The organism is Blautia sp. AF19-1 (assembly GCF_003479155.1).
Classification (GTDB): Bacteria; Bacillota; Clostridia; order Lachnospirales; family Lachnospiraceae; genus Fusicatenibacter; species Fusicatenibacter saccharivorans.
Window position 1 is genome coordinate 40076 of sequence record NZ_QUGQ01000024.1, and the last position, 18838, is coordinate 58913.

Here is an 18838-nt window from a genome sequence, read left to right on the forward strand (position 1 = left end):
ATGGAATGAATCAAACGAAAAGGAGGCTCCCCTTATGACTCTGGAACAGATCGACTTTTTTCTGATGGCCGTTCGATGCGACACCTTTTTAGAGGCCGCGGAAAATCTTCATATCGCACAGTCCACGCTCTCGAAACAGATCCAGAAGCTCGAGACTGAATTGAATCTTCCCCTCTTCGACCGCACCCGCCGCCAGGCCGTACTGACTCCGGCAGGCGAACTATTTCTGCAGGAAGCCGCGGAGCTCTCCCTCCAGTATCACCAGATGCTGCAAAAAATGCATCACTTCCAGGAAACCACGCGCCAGCCGCTCCGCGTTGGCTCTCTTCCGTTTCTGACGCAGTATCATCTCACTTCCCGCATCCGTGCCTTCACGCACGCGCATCTGGAAATTGAGCTGACTCTGGAAGAATGCGAAGAGACTGAGCTGATGGACGGCCTGCAATCAGGCCATTTTGACCTTGTGATCGCGCGGGATTCCATGATTTCACTGCAGAAATACCACTTCGAACCCATCACAGAAGACCGCCTCTGCGTGATGCTGCCCATCGATCATCCATTTGCCGAAAAGCCTGCTCTTACCATCGCTGATCTTGCCGCCGAACCGCTGATTCTCATGCACCCCTATACCTCGATTTATCAGCTCTGCATGCAGCTATTTGAAAAGGCAGGTGTAAAACCGCAGATCCTGCGCACGGCCCGCCTGGAATCCACGATCAGCTCTGTGGAAATCGGCGAGGCTTTCAGTCTCTTTGCCGAGAGCAACTTTGAACTTTTCCGCCATCCAAATGTCACCGCCGTTCCTCTTCTCGACGCACCACCGCTTGTAATCGGTGCAGCGTATCCGCTCCGAACGGAAACAATGAAAAAACCAGCATTAAAATCTTTTTCCTCTTTCATTCAAGATCCCACATAACCAAAACTCGCTTCACTCGTTATCGCGGCATTCGTCAAGGTCTCATGCAAGCACGGACTTTTCCTCATTGCACGCGAAAAATACGCCCCTGACACTTTGAACTGTGCCAGAGGCGTACGTTTTATTTACTATAACCTGTTTTCCAATTACTGAACTGCCTTAAATGCCTCATCCAGATCCTCGATAATATCATCGACATTTTCGGTACCGATGGAAAGACGGATGGTGTTTGGTTTGATTCCCTGATCCAGCAGTTCTTCCTCGGTGCACTGGCTGTGCGTGGTGGTTGCCGGATGGATTACCAGAGATTTTACATCGGCAACGTTAGCCAGCAGGGAGAACAGTTCCAGATTGTCGATGAAATCTTTTGCTTTCTGTGCATCGCCTTTGATTTCGAAGGTGAAGATGGAACCGCCGCCGTTCGGGAAGTATTTTGCGTACAGTGCCTGCTGCTTGGGATCGTCGGATACAGACGGATGATGTACTTTCTCAACCTGCGGCTGGCTCTCCAGATATTTTACAACTTTCAGTGCGTTCTCAACGTGACGCTCTACGCGGAGAGACAGGGTCTCAAGTCCCTGCAGAAGCAGGAAGGAGTTGAACGGAGAAAGCGTAGCTCCGGTATCACGAAGAAGGATCGCACGTACTTTTGTAACAAACGCAGCAGGTCCAACTGCTTTTGTGAAGCTGATGCCGTGGTAGCTCGGGTTTGGCTCAGTCAGGGATGCGAATTTTCCGGATCCCTCCCAGTCGAATTTACCGCTGTCTACGATCACACCGCCAAGAGTAGTTCCATGGCCGCCGATGAATTTGGTTGCGGAATGAACAACGATGTCTGCGCCGTACTCGATCGGACGAACGAGGTATGGAGTTGCGAAGGTATTATCGACAACCAGCGGAATCTTGTTCTCATGTGCAATTTTTGCAAGTGCTTCGATATCGACAACATCAGAGTTCGGATTTCCGAGGGTCTCGATGTAGATGGCTTTTGTGTTCTCCTGAACGGCTGCGCGAACCTCATCCAGATCGAATACATCAACAAATGTGGTGCTGATTCCGTACTGCGGAAGAGTGTGCGCCAGCAGGTTGTAGGAACCGCCGTAGATGTTCTTTGCAGATACGATGTGGTCGCCCTTCTGCGCCAGGTTGATGATGGTGTAGTTGATGGCTGCTGCTCCGGAAGCTACTGCAAGTGCCGCAACGCCGCCCTCCAGTGCTGCCATTCTCTGCTCGAAAACGTCCTCGGTCGGGTTAGTCAGACGACCGTAGATGTTTCCTGCATCCTGGAGTCCGAATCTTGCTGCTGCGTGATCGGAGTTATTGAATACGAAAGAAGATGTCTGATAAATCGGCACTGCTCTTGCTCCGGTTGCCGGATCTGGATTTTCCTGTCCTACGTGAAGCTGTAAGGTTTCAAATTTAAGATTTCTTTCTGCTCTTGTTTTTTTGCTCATGATTGTATTCTCCTGTTCTGTTTTTCGTTTTTCTATTTCTTTTCATGTTCGATTTTCTATTATCTATCGGAACCGGTTGTCATCCTGTTCTGTCCATGCTGCAATGCGGCTCCGTTTTCTTTCGGTTTTATCTGCTTACGCTGCAACACATGACATCATAGATCACGATTCGATTCTCTGCGAAAACTGCTCTCATTCTCTTCGCTTCCTCTCGTTTTTGTGATATTTCCTATCTGTTTACAAGGATTATTATAGCGACAGTCTTCTGCTTTGTCCAATATAGAAAATTGATGGCCAGTTATAGGTCTTTCCTATAACCATTCTTTATCTCCACTCTTTTTTCTTCTAAAATTCCTATATCCAATCACGCTGCATAAAACAAGGTAACAAACGCAATTCATCTCCCACAGACTGGGACTCGCAGCTTGCTCATAACCGAATAGCTGCTTCGCAGCTTATCAGGAGTGGCTTGTACCACTCCTGATACAAGCAAGTCCCCACCCACTGCTTATTGCTTTTCGCAATAGAAGCAGGGGACTTACTTGATTCGGTTAAAGTCTTCTTGTTTCTCCCTTTTCTTACAGCACAAGCTCCTTATATTTCCGAATTTCTTCCAAATACTGCTGTCCCAGTGCGCTGACCGACATACCCTTCCTGGAAACATAACCGATCATCATGTTTTCCTCTGCATGAAGCGGCACCGCGCGGTAATCACTGCCGTTTAATTCCTCACAGATAATGCCGGAGCAGAGCGTATAACCATTCAGTCCGACCATCAGATTCAGCATGGTCGCGCGGTCATTTGCCTTAATGATTCTCTTATATTCATACGTCGAAAGCACTTCCTCTGCCAGGAAGAACGAATTGTTGCTTCCCTGATCAAATGACAGGCATGGATATTCCTTCAGCTCCTCCATAGTGATCTCTGCCTGATCCGCAAGCGGATGATCTTTCCATAGATAGACGTATGTTCCGCAGGAAAACAGGTCGTGGAACTCAAGGTTATTGTCCTTCAGCAGCTTGTTCAGCACCTTCGCATTAAAGTCATTCCGATATAAGATCCCAAGCTCGCTCTTGAAGTTCTTTACATCCATCAGCACATCATACGTTCTCGTCTCATAAACCGCAAACTCGTACTCATCCATACCAAACTGCTTCACCAGCTCCACAAACGCCTTTACGGCAAAACTGTAATGCTGCATCGACACGCTGAATTTTTTCTTTCCCTTGGTGCGATAAATATAGCGGTTTTCGAGAAGCTGATACTGGTCTGTGACCTGACGTGCGTAACCCAGAAACTCCTCTCCCTCCGGGGTCAGTACTGTTCCGTGGCTGCTGCGCTTGAACAGCTCAATTCCGATCTCTTTTTCCAGCTCCTTGATTGCTCCAGAGAGACTCGGCTGTGAAATATAGAGTGCCTTTGCCGCCTCATTCATGGATCTGGAATCTGCGGCCTGAATTACGTAGCGAAGCTGTTGTAGTGTCATAAGTAAAGTTCCCTTTCTGGTATAAATTAATATGCGAAACTGCCATTCGCGGTGGAGAGAAAGTGCCGCGGATGGCAGTGTTCACTGATATCTATTATTTTAAAATCTGAGGCTGTTCTCTTTTATTTGGCAAACAGAGCTGTGGAATAGTATCTGTCTCCGTTATCCGGCAGGAGCACAACGATGGTTTTTCCTTTATTTTCCTCACGTTTTGCCAGCTGGATCGCCGCATACAGAGCTGCTCCGGAGGAAATTCCCGCAAGAATAGCTTCCTCGGCTGCCAGATCTCTGCCGGTCTTGAAAGCGTCTTCATTTTCTACCTTGATAATCTCATCGTAAATGCCGGTATTCAGCGTCTCCGGCACAAAGCCTGCACCGATTCCCTGAATCTTATGAGGTCCGGAAACACCCTCCGACAGCACCGGTGAGGATGCCGGTTCTACCGCTACCACTTTTACTTCCGGTTTTTTCTCTTTTAAGTACTCACCCGTTCCGGTAATGGTTCCACCGGTACCAACGCCCGCAACAAAGATATCAACTGCTCCATCGGTGTCTTCCCAGATCTCCGGTCCGGTTGTCTTTTTGTGTGTCTCCGGGTTTGCCGGGTTCACAAACTGTCCTGCGATAAAGCTGTTCGGAATCTCTTTTGCAAGCTCATCGGCTTTCTCGATAGCGCCCTTCATTCCTTTTGTTCCATCCGTCAGAACAACCTCTGCGCCGTATGCCTTTACGATATTCCGGCGCTCTACACTCATCGTTTCCGGCATAGTAAGGATCATGCGATAGCCTTTTACCGTTGCTGCCGCTGCCAGTCCGATTCCGGTATTTCCGGAGGTCGGCTCAATGATAACGGAGCCTTCCTTTAAGAGACCTTTTGCTTCCGCATCCTCGATCATCGCTTTTGCAATACGGTCTTTGACACTTCCTGCCGGATTAAAGGATTCTACTTTTGCGATCAGTTTCGCCTGCAGTCCTTCTTTTTCTTCGATCCGTTTCAGCTCTACCAGCGGAGTTTTTCCTACAAGATCTAAAATGCTGTCATATACCTTTGCCATCGTTCATTTCCTCCTTATTCTGCACTTTTTATTTCCTTATTTCCTATTGACTTTGTATGTTTTAAGTTGTTTCCATCTTATTCCAATCGTTTTGAAATGTCAACACATTTCACTGGTATGATCAGAAAAAATGGTCAGATCAACCGTGCAAGCAAAACACCGACTGTCATTCCAACAAGAGAAGAAAACAAGGCGCCAGCCAGAGTATACCGCGTTTTTTTGATCCGAACCGCACCAAAGTAAACCGTCATCGTATAGAAAACGGTCTCGGTACACGACATGATAATGGAAGCTGCCCGTCCAGCAAAGGAGTCGCAGCCCGCCTCCTTGTAAAGATCCAGCAAAAGGCTCACCGCCGCGCTGTTGGAAAACAGACGCACAACACTGAGCGGAACCAGCGCAGATGGGATTCCCGTCGGTTCCAGCACAGTTCCGAGCAGGTTTCCAAAATCCTCCAGAAATCCCGATGACCGCAGAACCCCGACCGCCGCCATCAGCCCGATCAGCGTCGGCACAATCCCGATCACAGTCCGCATGCCATCCTTTGCCCCGTTCAAAAAATCTCCAAACACATCCTGCTTCATCAAAAGCCCCAATCCGACCACATAAAAGATCAGCAGGGGAACCATAAGATCTGAAAGTACCGTAAGAATACGCAAAAAATCCCCTCCCCGGAAAACATTGCTGAAGATACACTCCATACAATTTATTCCGTGGGTGGGGATTTATGTTTTTATTTCGTAACGATTCAGCGCCATGCGAAATGGGGCTCTCAATCGTTACTTTATTTCACTTTAATCTGAAACAGCCGCGCCATATACGTCTCCGGAAAATGGACCTTCAGTTTTTTGCTGTAATCATCGTAATGGAATACATCTCCGCACGCTTTCGGATAAATACAGCTTACTTCCAGCTCTTTTCCCGGAAAAGCACGATCAAGCGGAACTTCAAAATCCGTCTCTCCGCCGCGTCTCCATACACCAAGATAAATCACATCTCCGGGTACCCGGATTCCGGCTGCAAGATGCTTGTCCTCATTGTCCGCCCATCCCATTGGCCAGAACGGAACACCATCCTTGATTCCACTGCGGATCTCTTTGTAGCAGTCGATTCCCTCTTTTACCAGTGCAAACCGCTCCGGCGAAATTTCTGCCAGATGACCGCTCTGATGAATGCGAAGCAGAAGCGCGTTGACCATGTTGAAAATAACTTCCTCTTCGGTACCATCCCGCAATGGGTACGACCAGATCGCAGCCTGCTCCGGCGTTACACCAATCGCCGCATTCGCCGAAATCGTCGCGTAGTTACGGTAATCCTCCTGATCACTGGTGGACTGAATACTGTTTCTTGCCAGCATCGCATAATCCATCCGAAGACCGCCGCTTGAGCAGTTCTCGATCACGAGATCCGGGTATTTTCTGTAAATGCCATCCAGCCATGCCAGATATGCTCTCTCATGCTCTAAGAGACCATCTCCAAAGCTGTCTGCATCTACTTCTGTACCGATACCAGGTTCGATATTGTAATCCATCTTAATATAGCCGACACCATAATCTCTGACCACGCGGTCGATCACTTCCGTTACATGCTCAACGACCAGCGGATGACGGAAGTCAAGCTGATAACGGCTTCTGTCATACACACGTTTTCCATGGCGCAGGAAGAAACACTCATCCGGCAGAATAGAAGCCTTTTTACAGTTAATACCCATAACCTCAAGCTCCAGCCATACGCCGGGAATCATACCCTTGGAACGGATATAATCTGTCACTTCACGAACGCCGTTCGGGAAACGTTTTCTGCTCTCCTGCCACTCGCCGACACTGTCCCACCAGTTGCCGTCCGCATACCAGCCGGCATCGATGACAAAGTATTCACATCCTGCTTTTTCGGCAGCATCCACCAGCGGAAATTCTTTTTCTGTCGTCGGATCTCCAAACAGACAGTTCATGTAATCGTTGAAAATAACCGGCAGGTTCTCATTGTCCTTATTCGGACGGCGAATTCTTCTGCGGTACTTCGTTAAGGTACCGATTGCCTCCTCAAAATCATCATGACCGACACCGACAGCCACCGGCACGGTTGTAAAGCTGTCTCCCGGCTTCAGGTTTTTCGACCAGTGCGACTGGATTTCCGTCGGGCCGCTCACAGCCAGGTAAAAGTGGCAGTTCTGATCTCCAATTTCATAATGCCAGGAACCGCTGTGGTCAATCTCAAAAAACAGGCTCGCATCTGCTGCGCTATTCCCAATATATCCCATCGGAACATATTCCTTCGCCGACCAGTTACCCGTATTTGTAATCTCAATCGTCTTCGATGTTCTCTGATAGTTGTGCGGCTGCGTCTGCGCCATGCCAAGATCTGCAAAGCGGTATTTTTTCACCGTCAGCTCCTTCTGCCAGCCATTGTGAACCACTATCATCGACATCTTATCATCTGAGCTGATAAACTCCGGAATGCCCTCTTTCTGCTCTTTTTCGATGCCCCAGTAGCTGAAGCTTGAGATATATTCCAGTGTCTGGTTCTCACTGCCCTCATTCGTCACGGTATTGTACATTCTTGCAACCGGAAGACCGTCATAAAACTGCATGACCGACTCTACCCTCGCGCCCGTCACATCATCCTTCTGTACAATGCGAAGCAGATCGCCATCTTCGTTTCTTTCTTCCGAAATCGAGTCAAATTTCAGCATAAAGCCCGGCGCTGTCACAATGTACTTATTTCCGTGCTTTTCATACGGCCGGTTATAACCGGAAAAATTCACCTGTACCAGCTGGAAGCTCTCTTCGATCTGAGCCTCCCGCATTCCCTCCATCGGCCACCAGTTATCCGGCTTCCGGCAGAGATTCTCTGCATCAAACGGTGCACTTGAAAAATGAAACAGCTTTAACGCCTTCTCTTTTGTCACCCCAAACACAATGTGAATTCCATTCACATCATAACAGATCAGCTCCGCCTGAATCGGAGTTTCCATTCGGTCTGTCCATTTTTTCATGTAAAAACCCTCCTGTAAAAAATCATTTTTTACTTATACCAAAAGCATATAACTTGTCTGCCCTAAAGTCCACCTTATTCTTGCTTTTTCCCCGTTTTTTGCAACGATCGCACGCCCTCCTGCCGAAGCGTCCGCTTATCTCACAACCCCAAACGTAGCAATCTCAAATTCCCTCAGCGACACATGATAAATACCGTCCGCATCCGGGGTCAGCACATCGTTCTTCTCTTCGATGACATTGCTGCGATAAACCTCTTTCATCCAATCTTCTTTCTTAAAAGAAAGGATCTCTCCCTGCTCCATATGATTCACGAACCGCACAAACAGATCGTCCTTCTTCTGACCTTTCTTAAATGCAGTCATATGAATACCATTGCCTTCAAATGCAAGAAAACTCATCTCTAACGGAAGTTTACCTTCAATCAGCTCCGGCTTTACCTGACCCGGTTTCCGAAGGAACGCTCTCTCCAGCCCGGCCTGTGCCACCGTCAGATCCTGCTGGAACGCATAGCCTTCCTCAAATGCAGTGCCGGTCTCCCCGGCCGCATATGGCACAACCTCAAACTCCAGACAGAATGTTCCAAGCTGCTGTGCCTTCGGTGTCGGGAAATATCCCCAATCGCCCATCTCCGCAACACAGCGAAGCAGCGTCACCGCAATTGCATTGTCCTGCTCTTCCAGAATCTCATACTCATACAATCCGCGGTTTGCAACCAGAAGGCCGCCTTTTTCGTCCTCCATCGCCGCAAAACACTGCTGTCTCTCACATCCGCATGGATTTGTCCAGGTATCGTTATGACGGTTATTTCTCCGAACCACCTCAAACGCAGAATCCGCCATATGCATCGATGTATGCAGTCCCGTCGGAAAAATCACACGAACCCGGTGATCCTTCGCCTGATTGCAGATGGTGGTAGCCACACGCAGCCCTTTCGCCGATTTTTCCAGCGTAAGCACCGTCTTCACATCCATTTCAACCAGCTCAAAAGAGCGGTTTGCCACCCGCGTATATGGATCAATACACATCTCGCGCTGCCGCTGCAGCTCTTCACCCATTCCGGACGGAACCATCATTTTGTGGCGGATTTCAACCACTGTACGGAACGCATTTCGCTCCACGCAGGAAACCTCCGCCTTTCTGCCCTTCGTGGAAATCACCTGTTTTCCGGTATCCTGAATATAAATATACTCATTGCCCATATCCCCGGTGTCTTCATAGCAACCCAGGTTCTCATACGTTCTGCCCGTCTTCTTGTCCAGAAGGCTGTAAGAACCATCCTCGTTCACAACAACCTTCATTGCATCATTTTCAAGCACATTCGCGTCACCGGAAACTACGTCCACGTTTTGCAGCTGTTCTGCGGTTTCCAGATAATACGTACGGTATCCAAGAGCCGGAACCTCTGCCTCAAACGTCACCCGTACCTTCTTCGCCATATATGGCTGACGGAACCGGTCATCCGGCAGATCGTATCCGAACGCAATCCCCGCATCCGCAATCTTCGCCGGAACTTCATTTCCGTCCGCATCGCGCAGCACCATTGCCGGAAGCTCCACCTGTTCTGCCGCCTCATAGCCATCCCACACAAACAGATTGTAATCCCGGAACAGGTGAATTTCTTTCTCCACCACCTGTGTTTTCGCCACTCCCGATGTATTCCATACCACAAACGGGATTTTCTCGCCGTCCCCCGGAAGTGCCGCCGTGTTTACCTTATTCGTCAGATACTCCACGCTCTCCTCGTAAATTGCATCCGCAACCTGTCTGCTCTTTGCAAAACGAGTCTTCATTTCTTCGTTGACCTCGTCCACACTGCAGCCGCAGATGCTGTCATGCGGATGATTCTGCATCAGCTTCTTCCAGCTGTAGGTCATCTGGTCCTCCGGATATGTTTTTCCAAACACCTGTGCCATTGCAGCCGCAGGCTCTGCTTTTCGCTCCAGCGCCGTCTCTCCCGCGCGGTTGTCCTGTTTTAATCCGATCCAGGAAGACGCTGTATTTGCCAGCGTCCATCTTCCATCGGTTTCCTGGCTTGTCAGCTCACCCTTAACCGTAGAGAAGTTCTCAGAGATTTCCTTCTCCATTGCTTCTACATATTTTTTGAAATCAGAATGAATAAACTCGATGTCCGGGTACAGCTTTCTTGCCACGCGGATTGCTTCCGTAATGTTCTTCTGCAGCGGCTGATGATCGCATCCGTTCATCAGCAGAAGCTGATGCGTTGCAGCAAATTTTCTCGCATCTGCCAGCTTTTTATCCCAGTAAACCTTCGCTTCCGCCTCGTCTACCGGAATTTCAACGCCGTTGTTATACCAGTTTGCAAACAGGATGCCCGGCAGCTTCGTTCCATCCGGGGATTCCCACATCATCTCAGAATATGTAGACTCATACTGTCCGCCGGTAACTTCGTTGTTCGGTCCGATCGGTTTGACACCCCGCCCGAAGACAACTGCCTCCATGCCTGCCTGCTTTAATACCTGCGGCATCTGACCTGCGTTTCCAAACGCATCCGGGAAATAACCAACATTCCCGACTGCACCGTACTGTTCTGCTTCCTGCATGCCGACCTGAAGATTGCGGACACATGCCTCTCCGCTCGTCAGGAACTCATCCTGCAGAATATACCACGGACCGGTTTGGATTTTGCCCTCGCGGATGCATTTTTCCACCTGCGCACGCTTCTCCGGACGGATTTCCAGATAATCATCGATTGCGATGACCTGTCCGTCGAGGAAAAAGCCTCCAAACTCCGGGTCGTTTTCCGCCTTATCCAAAATATTGTCCACCAGCTCAATCAGTTTCATGCGGTGTGTTTCAAAAGACTGATACCACTCTCTGTCCCAGTGGGAATGGGAAATAATATGTACGGTTGTTTTCATCATGATCTGTTTCCTTTCGTTTCTTTGCAATCTGGTATCAAATGGTTCAAAATACCTTTCGACCTATTTGATATATCATATTATAAAAATCAGACGATATTCTGTCAAGTATTTTACACTTCTTTTCTATATGATATATCAAGTTGCCATTTTCTCATGTCACACCTGATCTGGCAATAAATCGTGTTTGAAAAGGCCTGTTACAATTCACGCAGCACCGGAGCACTTGCTATTCCGGTGTGCAGGAAAATAATTCCGGCGCGAGCAGCTCTTATTTGACTTGCTTTTTTGCATTCGTTATAATAACAAAAGAAACACGCAGACAAAGTCAACGTTTTTATATCTTTTTATCCCAGAGGAATTTTATGGATTCACAGACCAGAAAAACAAAACCAAAATATGAAATCATCAAAGAAGCCCTGCTTGCACGCATTCACGCCGGAGACTTTTCGTTTGACGAATCCTTTTGCACCGAAAAAATGCTGTCGGAGCAGTACCACGTCAGCCGGATTACCGCAAAGCGTGCCATCGAGGATTTGGAACAGCAGGGGATTCTGTACCGGAAGCGCGGTGTTGGAAGCTTTGTTTCGCGAAGCCTTTCACCGGACAGCAAAGCAACCGATACGCCGAAAATGATTTCTCTTCTTCTTCCGTTCGCCACCACACAGGGAAATATTTCGGAGGCAATCGGAAGCTTAAGCGCTGTGCTGGCTGAATGTGGCTATTTTCTAAGCATTCACGTCACCGGCTCTTCCTCACCGAAGGAACGCACAACACTGGAACTGCTCCGGTCTCAAAATATTGCCGCGCTTGTCTATTATCCGAAGCGCGACAACATTCACCTGGAAAAGCTGAACGATTTCATGTTCTCCGGCTGTCCGATCGTCATCGTTGACAAGCAGACGGACTGTCCGTATCTGAACAATGTTGTCTGCGACAACTATGACGGCGGACGACAGGCAGCGCGCCATCTGCTCGGGCAGGGACACCGAAACATCGCGTTTTTCACCGCGGCGCCACTCTCTGAGACTTCATCGGTACGCGACCGCTTTGCCGGATTTCTGCATGAAATGAAAGCCGCCGGGATCGCGCCGGACCCGCATCAGCTTGTCACCTGCTGCGAGGAGCTTTCCGATGATGCCGCACTTTCCACAAAACGCACACCGTTTCAGCAGAAGCTTCTTGCCATGCACAGCGACGGCATCACCGCCATCATTGCCGAAAATGACCGCATCGCCGAGCTGATTTTCCTCGCCTGCCGCACAATCGGTCTTCGCATCCCGGAGGATCTCTGCCTCTGCGGCTTCGACGATACAAATGTCAGCCGAAGCCTCGGCATAACCTCCATCCATCAGGATTTTGCCGGAATCGGACGCGAAGTCGGACGGATTCTGCTTTCCGCCCTCAAAAATCCCGCCGCCGAGACGGAAAAAATCATTCTTCCGGTAACGATCGTTCCGCGCGCATCGTCGAAAAAAAATCTGTCTTCCATTTCCGAGCATGATTGAAGAATCTTTTTTTATCATGCTCGAAAACCGCAATCGCCTCATGGGCTTCCGACCCGTGAGGCGATTGTCTATTTTGTTTTGTATTCCCATTTGACACAAACTCTGTTTCCGAAGCAAGGTCAGATGCTCAGTCAAAGCGGATACTCGCAATCCGCTTCGCTACTTGCTTGATTCCGTTAAATTTTGTTTTCATATTCTCGCAAAAAAGAAACACTAAAATGGATTCAGAAAATTACCCTTCCACCCCTGCCAGAAATTCACGGATCTGTTCCGGTGACAGAAGTGCATAAATGCTTTTGTGAAATGTTGCCGCCACTTCGAGTTCGCCGTAGTAACCGGTGCGCACATCGCAGTTTCCGTTGAATGCTTTGTTCAGCGCAGCATTCAGTAAAGCTCCCTCCGGACTGTCCATGAAATCTTTCAGCATGCGGCAGCAGGTGTGCGTGTTTTCATAATAGCGGCGGTATGCCGGGTGGAACTCGCGCATCCAGCCGCTGACAGAGACGCAGAAAGCGGCGATCGGATGGATGAGCGGCTGGTAGAGGAGACTCCATTTTTCCTGCTGTACCGGGTCAGAGGCAAACGCAAGGAGAGAAGTTTTCAATTCTTCCACAAACGTCGGATAATCCGCCCCCGTGAGAGCAATGATTTTCTGGTTCCGCAGATACTGGTTAATATTCGTCGCATCAATCCGCTCCGGGGAAATAGACTGCAGATAACGGGACATCATTTTCAGATCTGTCCGCGCATGTTCCATGGTCTGCTGCATGATTTTCTGCCACAGAAACTGCTGATACTCCGTGACCGGCGTGTCCAGATAAGCCATCCAGAGATACTGCGCCAGCAGCCTGGCATCTCTCGATTCCATCTGAAACTGCGGCGGCTCATCGGGGCTGAAATTCGTGTCTTCCAGCATTCCCGCAAGCTGGTCGAGCGACTGGCAGACCGGGAGCTGGCCGCTTAAGCGGTCCATCTCGCTGATCGTTTTCTGTATCGTAAGCATCTGCGTCTGCAGCTCATTCATCTGCTTATGAAGATAAAACGGCGTTGTTCGCGGCTTACGCAGAATTGCACGGATATCCGCAAGAGAAAGCCCCGCCTCCCGCAGCTTTCGGATAATAAAAAGCTTCTGTACATCCTCCCCTGTAAAATCATGATACCCATTGCCCTCATTCACCGGGGGGATAATTAATTTCTGATCGATGTAATAATGGATCGTCCGTCTGGACAGTCCCGTTTTTCCCATTACTTCCTGTATTCTCATGAATTCACACCTTGTACATCATTTTCCCTTTTTGTCAGTTTCCCTCATCTTTTCCGGAGCATCGAACGTCTTCCAAAGCGAACCCTATCATCTGCCGCGCCGTCTTGTTTGCTCCCGGCACATTCAGAAAATATTTTCCAAACAAGAAAGTCGCAGCCCGCAAAACACCTTTTTCTGATACGTTCTGCTCAAAGTGTACACTTACTGGACACTTTTTTAGCTTTATTATAACTATTTATGGCAAAGAAATCCACACCGCAATTTCATCTACCCGCAAAAATCGTCGTTACAGTTTGCTGATCTCCGGCGCACTGTAACAACTCGTCTGATTTTAAGAAAAATTCACTGTTTTTTCCGGCAAAAAATATGTATTGACTGTTCACCAACGGAATCCATTATGATAGAAATAAGAAAATAGATTGTGAGGTGGTTTTTATGTTACAGAATAAAATAGCAGTTGTTACCGGTGGAACCAGGGGAATCGGCTATGCCATTGTTCAAAAATTCTTACAGAACGGCGCGAAAGTTGTACTTTTTGGCTCCCGCGAGGAGACCGTTGTAAAAGCGGTTGCTTCCCTGAAAGAAGAAAACCCGGACTGGGACGTTTCCGGCGCATGGCCAAAGCTGACCGATGCGGCCGCCATGGCAGATGAGATTGCTAAAATCAAGGAAAAATACGGAAGAATTGATATTCTCGTAAACAATGCCGGCGTTTCCGACAGCACACCGCTCGACAAATACACCGCAGAACATTTCGCCAACGTAATGGATCTGAATGTGAACGCCATGATGAACGGAATCCTGCCGGCCGCTGCTATCATGAAAGAGCAGGGCGGCGGATGTATTCTGAACACCAGCTCTATGGTCAGCATCTGTGGCCAGCCAGGCGGCGTTGCCTATCCGTCCAGCAAATATGCTGTCAATGGTCTCACCTGGTCACTTGCAAGAGAACTCGGACCGTTTCACATCCGCGTGAACGCCGTTGCCCCCGGTATCACCAGAACTGATATGGTTGCAGCACTTCCGAAGGAAATGATCGATCCTCTGATCAGCCACATCCCGCTTCGAAGAATCGGCGAGGCAGAAGATATCGCAAATGCATTTCTCTTCCTGGCAAGCGACATGGCTTCCTATATAACGGGTGAAATTCTTTCCGTGGACGGAGCGATGAGAACCTGATTTGCATGCTTTCATAGTAAGAAAAAATCCTGTCCGGTTTTGTATTGGACAGGATTTTTTTCAGAAGAACAGCATCACCATTCCCAGCACGCACAGCAGGATTCCGGTTACGCGATTCAGCATTTTTACGTTTGCGCTGTTCGCCCATTTTGCTCCAAGCTGCGCGAACACCAGTGTGCTGATCACACAGGCAATCATAATCGGAAGGTTCGGTTTTCCGCCGATATAGAAATGTGAAACAGCTCCGGTCAGCGCAGTAAAGGTCATGATAAAGACGCTCGTTCCAACCGCCGTTTTTAACTCATAGCCAAGCACACTTGTAAGCACCAGAAGCAGCATCATACCGCCGCCGGCACCGACAAAACCGCAGATAAAGCCAATTAACACACCGCAAAGAATGGACTGCCGGATTTTCTGTTCCTCGGATTTGTTTGCCTGTACTTCCTTCGTTGTCATGATCGGGCGAATCATAAATTTGAGGCCGACAAGCAGTGTCATACCTTTTGAAAATCCGCCCATTGTTCCGTTTGGCACAAGGGAGGAAACGAAGCTTCCGATCAGTGTAAAAATCAATACGGAGATCAACATAATCACGCCATGGCGAATGTCGATATTTTTGTTTTTCTTGTATGTCCACGCACTGACCCCCGACGCGAGGACATCCGATGCAAGTGCTATCCCGATCGCCTGGTACGCCGGCATATGCAGAAATGTGATCAGCATAGGCGAAACGACCGCCGCCGCAGAAAGTCCCGCAAGACCCGTTCCAAGGCCGGCACCGAGGCCGGCCACAATACATACGATTAATTCTGTAATAGTCATGAAATTCCTTCTTTCTCCATTCTTTCTCCATTCTATTTCCCGATTACATTTTTCCGGATCAGCTCACAGAGCCGCAAAAATTCTTTTTTATCTTCCTCTGAAATTCCGCAAAACAGAGATTCTCCAAATTCCTTCTGACATTTCTGTCCGTAACAAACGCACTCTGCCGCAGCCGGTTCCAGCTTCAAATGCACTTTCTTCCGGTCTGCCATATCGCCCTCTTTTCGCAGGTAGCCTTTTTCACACAACCCGTTTACGGCCAGCGAAACGTGTGATTTCTGCATTTTCCGCACACGTACAATATCTGTTGCAAGATCAAACTGACTGTTATTTGCAAGAAACAGCAAAATATCTACTTCTGCGGCAGACAAATGATAACGCATCATCACCTTTTTGCGGTACTGTGCATATTCCCGTTCTACTTCCACGGCAAACTGCCACTGCTCATCAAACATGCTTCCACCTTCCTCTTGTTCTAATTTGAACTTCTTGTATTTTAGTTCTAATTTGAACATTTGTCAACCCACAAAAATGGATATCCAGCGATAGAGTTTCCCCTGTAAAGTAAGCGCCAAGTATTCCTGCGGATTTTCAAATCCTTAGATTTCCCCTATAATTGCAGCTGATAGATACTTAGATTATTTCACTACAATTATGGAGGATAGGTTATGGCAGGTACTCGCAAGACCCGCGTTCCGATGGTGGAACAGATCAGACTTATCAATGAATGCCGTCAGAGCGGCATGACAGATGCTGACTGGTGTCGTGAAAACGACATTGCAGTAAGCACCTTTTACAACTGGGTCAGCCGTTGTCGGAAAACAGCAGCGGATCAGATCCCAGCGGCGAATTATGGTCATCTTGAGGTTCCACGCCCGAAACAGGACGTGGTTCCCATTGACATTGTTCCGGAACAGCATACCGCATCGCAGATGCTAAATTCGAACCTTGACAATCCACATACGATTGAAGTTTCTATGAAGGATATCACAGTCCGCATCAGCAATGATGCGGATCCTGTTCTGCTCACCAGGACTTTTCGCATGCTTCAGGAGTTTTCATGTTAGGTGATGTTTCCGGACTTGAGAAGATCTACATTGTCTGTGGCTACACGGATATGAGGAAATCTATTGACGGACTCTGCACCGTTATCGAAGACCAGCTTAAGATGGATCCGTCGTCCAGTGCTCTCTTCCTTTTCTGTGGAAGAAGACGGGACAGGATCAAAGCCTTGTTCCGCGAACCGGATGGCTTCGTTCTGATCTATAAGCGATTGTCTGTCCGCGGCGGTTATCAATGGCCCAGAAAGCAGTCAGAGGTCCGGAATCTTTCCTGGCGGGAGTTTGACTGGCTGATGTCCGGGATTGATATTGACCAGCCAAAAGCCCTCAAAGCAGAATAAAAAGCTCGTGGATCCTGGCAGAAATCCTGCATAGAAAAATCCGGAAATCCCTTGTAAATTCGGCATTTTTCAGGCGTTGTTTTCCTTTAGTAAAAGCCCCATTTCTGGTATAATAAAGGAATCAAATCCGAGGAGAGAAACGATGGCTTCCAGTGCAAAAGATATCCAGCTTCGAGAGCTGAAAGATACCGTATCACAACGGAAAACAATGATAGCGGAGCAGACGGAACTGATTAAAGCTCTCCGTCTTATTATTGACGAAAAAACCAGTCATGAGAAAGCTCTTCAGGAACAGGTAGATTATCTGACAAAAAAACTCTTTGGTCCCTCCAGCGAGAGAAGATCTGATGATATTCCGGGACAGCAGAATCTCTTCGATGAAGCAGAAGTGGAACAGGATCCATCCCTGTTGGAAGGCGAAACGGTAATCCGGGAGCATACCCGTAAAAAGAAGGCAACACATGAGGAACTCTTCAAAGGCCTGAAAGTTGAAAAAGTAGTGGTCCCACTTCCGGAAGAGGATCAGATCTGTCCGGTATGTGGTACGCAGATGGTCCTGATCGGCGAGGAATATGTCCGCCGGGAACTGGAATTCATTCCTGCCACCTGTAAAGTGATCGAATACTACAGCCAGAGCCATGGATGCCCCTCCTGCAAGGAAGGACTCGGCGATACAGAAAAGCCTGTGATCGTAAAGTCTCAGGTTCCGCCAGCTCTGCTTGGAAAAGGACCTGCATCAGCAGCTGCAGCTGCATGGACTATGTACCAGAAGTATGCCAACGGGCTTCCACTTTACCGGCAGGAAAAGGACTGGAAGCAGTATGGGGTGCAGATCAGCCGGACGACCCTTGCAAACTGGATCATCTACTGTTCAAAGAACTATTTTCAGCCAATGTACGATTACTTTCATCGGGAGCTGCTGAAACGTAGTTTTGTGATGGCAGATGAGACGCGGGTCCAGGTATTGAAAGAGGAAGGACGCAGGGCACAGACCCAGTCATTCATGTGGCTGTTCCGAAGCGGTGAGGACGGACTTGCGGAGATCATCCTGTATGGCTATTCCCCGACCAGGAGCGGCAGCCATGCAAAGGAGTTTCTGGAAGGCTACAGCGGATATCTGGAAACGGACGGCTATCAGGGTTATAACAGTCTGCCCGGGATCAGGCGCTGCTCCTGTTGGGCACATATCCGCCGATACTTTATCGACGCTGTTCCCAAAGGGAAGCAGTATGACTACAGCCAGCCTGCAGTACAGGGAGTCCAGTACTGCAATCGGTTGTTTGCCATGGAAGACTCCATTAACAAAAAGTATCCCGGTAATTATGAAAAGCGGAAACAACTGCGTCTCGAGAAGGAAAAACCTGTTCTGGAGGCTTTCTGGTCGTGGCTTGACCAGCAAAAGCCCGTCCGGAATACCCGGCTGGATAAAGCCGTGAATTATGTTCTCAACAGGCGTGATATAGCGGAAACCTATCTGGAAGACGGGCGGTGCAGCTTTACCAATAATCTCAGTGAGAATGCGATCCGTCCGTTCGCAGTGGGGCGAAAAAACTGGCTGTTCAGCAGTTCCGTGGACGGAGCGAATGCCAGCGCAGTAGTCTACACAATGGTTGAGATGGCCAAAGCACATGGGATGAACATCTACGGATATCTTAAATTTCTGCTGGAGAACCGACCGGGTAAAAATATGACCGATGAACAGCTGGCGGAACTGGCACCTTGGAGTGAAAAACTCCAATCTATCAAAAATCGCATGTGAATTATAGTGAATTACTCCAACTCGTAAAGGGCTGGAGTAATCTTGTATCTAACCGCATTATTATGTAAGTGTCAAATAAAACAGTGTATAGAAAAATAACCGTCAGCCTTTTATACT

Annotated in this window: 15 protein-coding genes; 6 read left to right on the top strand and 9 right to left on the bottom strand. The window is 48.6% G+C overall.

The window, feature by feature from the left end; genetic code table 11:
• Nucleotides 1-34 precede the first annotated feature (34 nt).
• Nucleotides 35-916, top strand: a complete 882-nt coding sequence (locus tag DWX26_RS14430) for a LysR family transcriptional regulator (RefSeq protein WP_118601677.1) — start codon at nt 35-37, stop codon at nt 914-916.
• A 146-nt stretch (nt 917-1062) separates the two neighbouring features.
• Here DWX26_RS14430 and DWX26_RS14435 read toward each other — a convergent pair whose 3' ends face one another.
• From DWX26_RS14435 to DWX26_RS14460, 6 genes are all read right to left on the bottom strand, one after another.
• Nucleotides 1063-2370 (bottom strand): O-acetylhomoserine aminocarboxypropyltransferase/cysteine synthase family protein, encoded by a 1308-nt coding sequence (locus DWX26_RS14435; RefSeq protein ID WP_055221806.1) that lies wholly within the window; start codon nt 2368-2370, stop codon nt 1063-1065.
• Between the two features lie 578 nt (nt 2371-2948).
• Nucleotides 2949-3857, bottom strand: a complete 909-nt coding sequence (locus tag DWX26_RS14440) for a LysR family transcriptional regulator (protein ID WP_055267182.1) — start codon at nt 3855-3857, stop codon at nt 2949-2951.
• A 122-nt stretch (nt 3858-3979) separates the two neighbouring features.
• Nucleotides 3980-4912 (bottom strand): cysteine synthase A, encoded by a 933-nt coding sequence (gene cysK, locus DWX26_RS14445; RefSeq protein ID WP_055267184.1) that lies wholly within the window; start codon nt 4910-4912, stop codon nt 3980-3982.
• 134 nt (nt 4913-5046) lie between these two features.
• Nucleotides 5047-5571 (bottom strand): spore maturation protein, encoded by a 525-nt coding sequence (locus DWX26_RS14450; protein WP_055267185.1) that lies wholly within the window; start codon nt 5569-5571, stop codon nt 5047-5049.
• A gap of 125 nt (nt 5572-5696) precedes the next feature.
• On the bottom strand, nt 5697-7907 hold the full coding sequence (locus tag DWX26_RS14455) for a glycoside hydrolase family 36 protein (RefSeq protein WP_242857218.1): 2211 nt from the start codon (nt 7905-7907) through the stop codon (nt 5697-5699).
• A gap of 135 nt (nt 7908-8042) precedes the next feature.
• Nucleotides 8043-10790 (bottom strand): alpha-mannosidase, encoded by a 2748-nt coding sequence (locus DWX26_RS14460; protein ID WP_243030696.1) that lies wholly within the window; start codon nt 10788-10790, stop codon nt 8043-8045.
• A gap of 362 nt (nt 10791-11152) precedes the next feature.
• On the opposite strand from DWX26_RS14460, the gene DWX26_RS14465 reads away from it, so the two are divergent.
• Nucleotides 11153-12295 carry a substrate-binding domain-containing protein gene (locus tag DWX26_RS14465; RefSeq protein ID WP_118601678.1) on the top strand — a complete coding sequence of 381 codons (1143 nt, stop codon included), beginning with the start codon at nt 11153-11155 and terminating at the stop codon, nt 12293-12295.
• A 232-nt stretch (nt 12296-12527) separates the two neighbouring features.
• On the opposite strand, the gene DWX26_RS14470 is transcribed toward DWX26_RS14465, so the two are convergent.
• Nucleotides 12528-13559: a MerR family transcriptional regulator gene (locus DWX26_RS14470; protein WP_117762101.1), complete on the bottom strand. Its 1032-nt coding sequence runs from the start codon at nt 13557-13559 to the stop codon at nt 12528-12530.
• A gap of 435 nt (nt 13560-13994) precedes the next feature.
• On the opposite strand from DWX26_RS14470, the gene DWX26_RS14475 reads away from it, so the two are divergent.
• Entirely contained in the window at nt 13995-14738 is a 744-nt protein-coding gene (locus tag DWX26_RS14475) for an SDR family NAD(P)-dependent oxidoreductase (protein WP_117762102.1), read from the top strand.
• Nucleotides 14739-14798: 60 nt separating this feature from the next.
• On the opposite strand, the gene DWX26_RS14480 is transcribed toward DWX26_RS14475, so the two are convergent.
• Both DWX26_RS14480 and DWX26_RS14485 read right to left on the bottom strand, forming a co-directional pair.
• A complete protein-coding gene (locus tag DWX26_RS14480; RefSeq protein WP_118601679.1) occupies nt 14799-15560 on the bottom strand; it encodes a sulfite exporter TauE/SafE family protein in 762 nt (253 codons plus the stop codon).
• A 32-nt stretch (nt 15561-15592) separates the two neighbouring features.
• Entirely contained in the window at nt 15593-16015 is a 423-nt protein-coding gene (locus DWX26_RS14485) for a MarR family winged helix-turn-helix transcriptional regulator (protein WP_158568589.1), read from the bottom strand.
• A 213-nt stretch (nt 16016-16228) separates the two neighbouring features.
• Here DWX26_RS14485 and tnpA point away from each other — a divergent pair, with 213 nt between their 5' ends.
• The 3 genes from tnpA (at nt 16229) to tnpC (ending at nt 18721) form a co-directional block, all read left to right on the top strand.
• Nucleotides 16229-16627, top strand: a complete 399-nt coding sequence (tnpA, locus tag DWX26_RS14490; protein ID WP_243030698.1) for an IS66 family insertion sequence element accessory protein TnpA — start codon at nt 16229-16231, stop codon at nt 16625-16627.
• A complete protein-coding gene (gene tnpB / locus DWX26_RS14495) occupies nt 16621-16962 on the top strand; it encodes an IS66 family insertion sequence element accessory protein TnpB (RefSeq protein WP_055228707.1) in 342 nt (113 codons plus the stop codon). The genes tnpA and tnpB overlap by 7 nt, the downstream gene beginning before the upstream one ends.
• A gap of 142 nt (nt 16963-17104) precedes the next feature.
• Nucleotides 17105-18721 (top strand): IS66 family transposase, encoded by a 1617-nt coding sequence (tnpC, locus tag DWX26_RS14500; protein ID WP_118601680.1) that lies wholly within the window; start codon nt 17105-17107, stop codon nt 18719-18721.
• Nucleotides 18722-18838 lie beyond the last annotated feature (117 nt).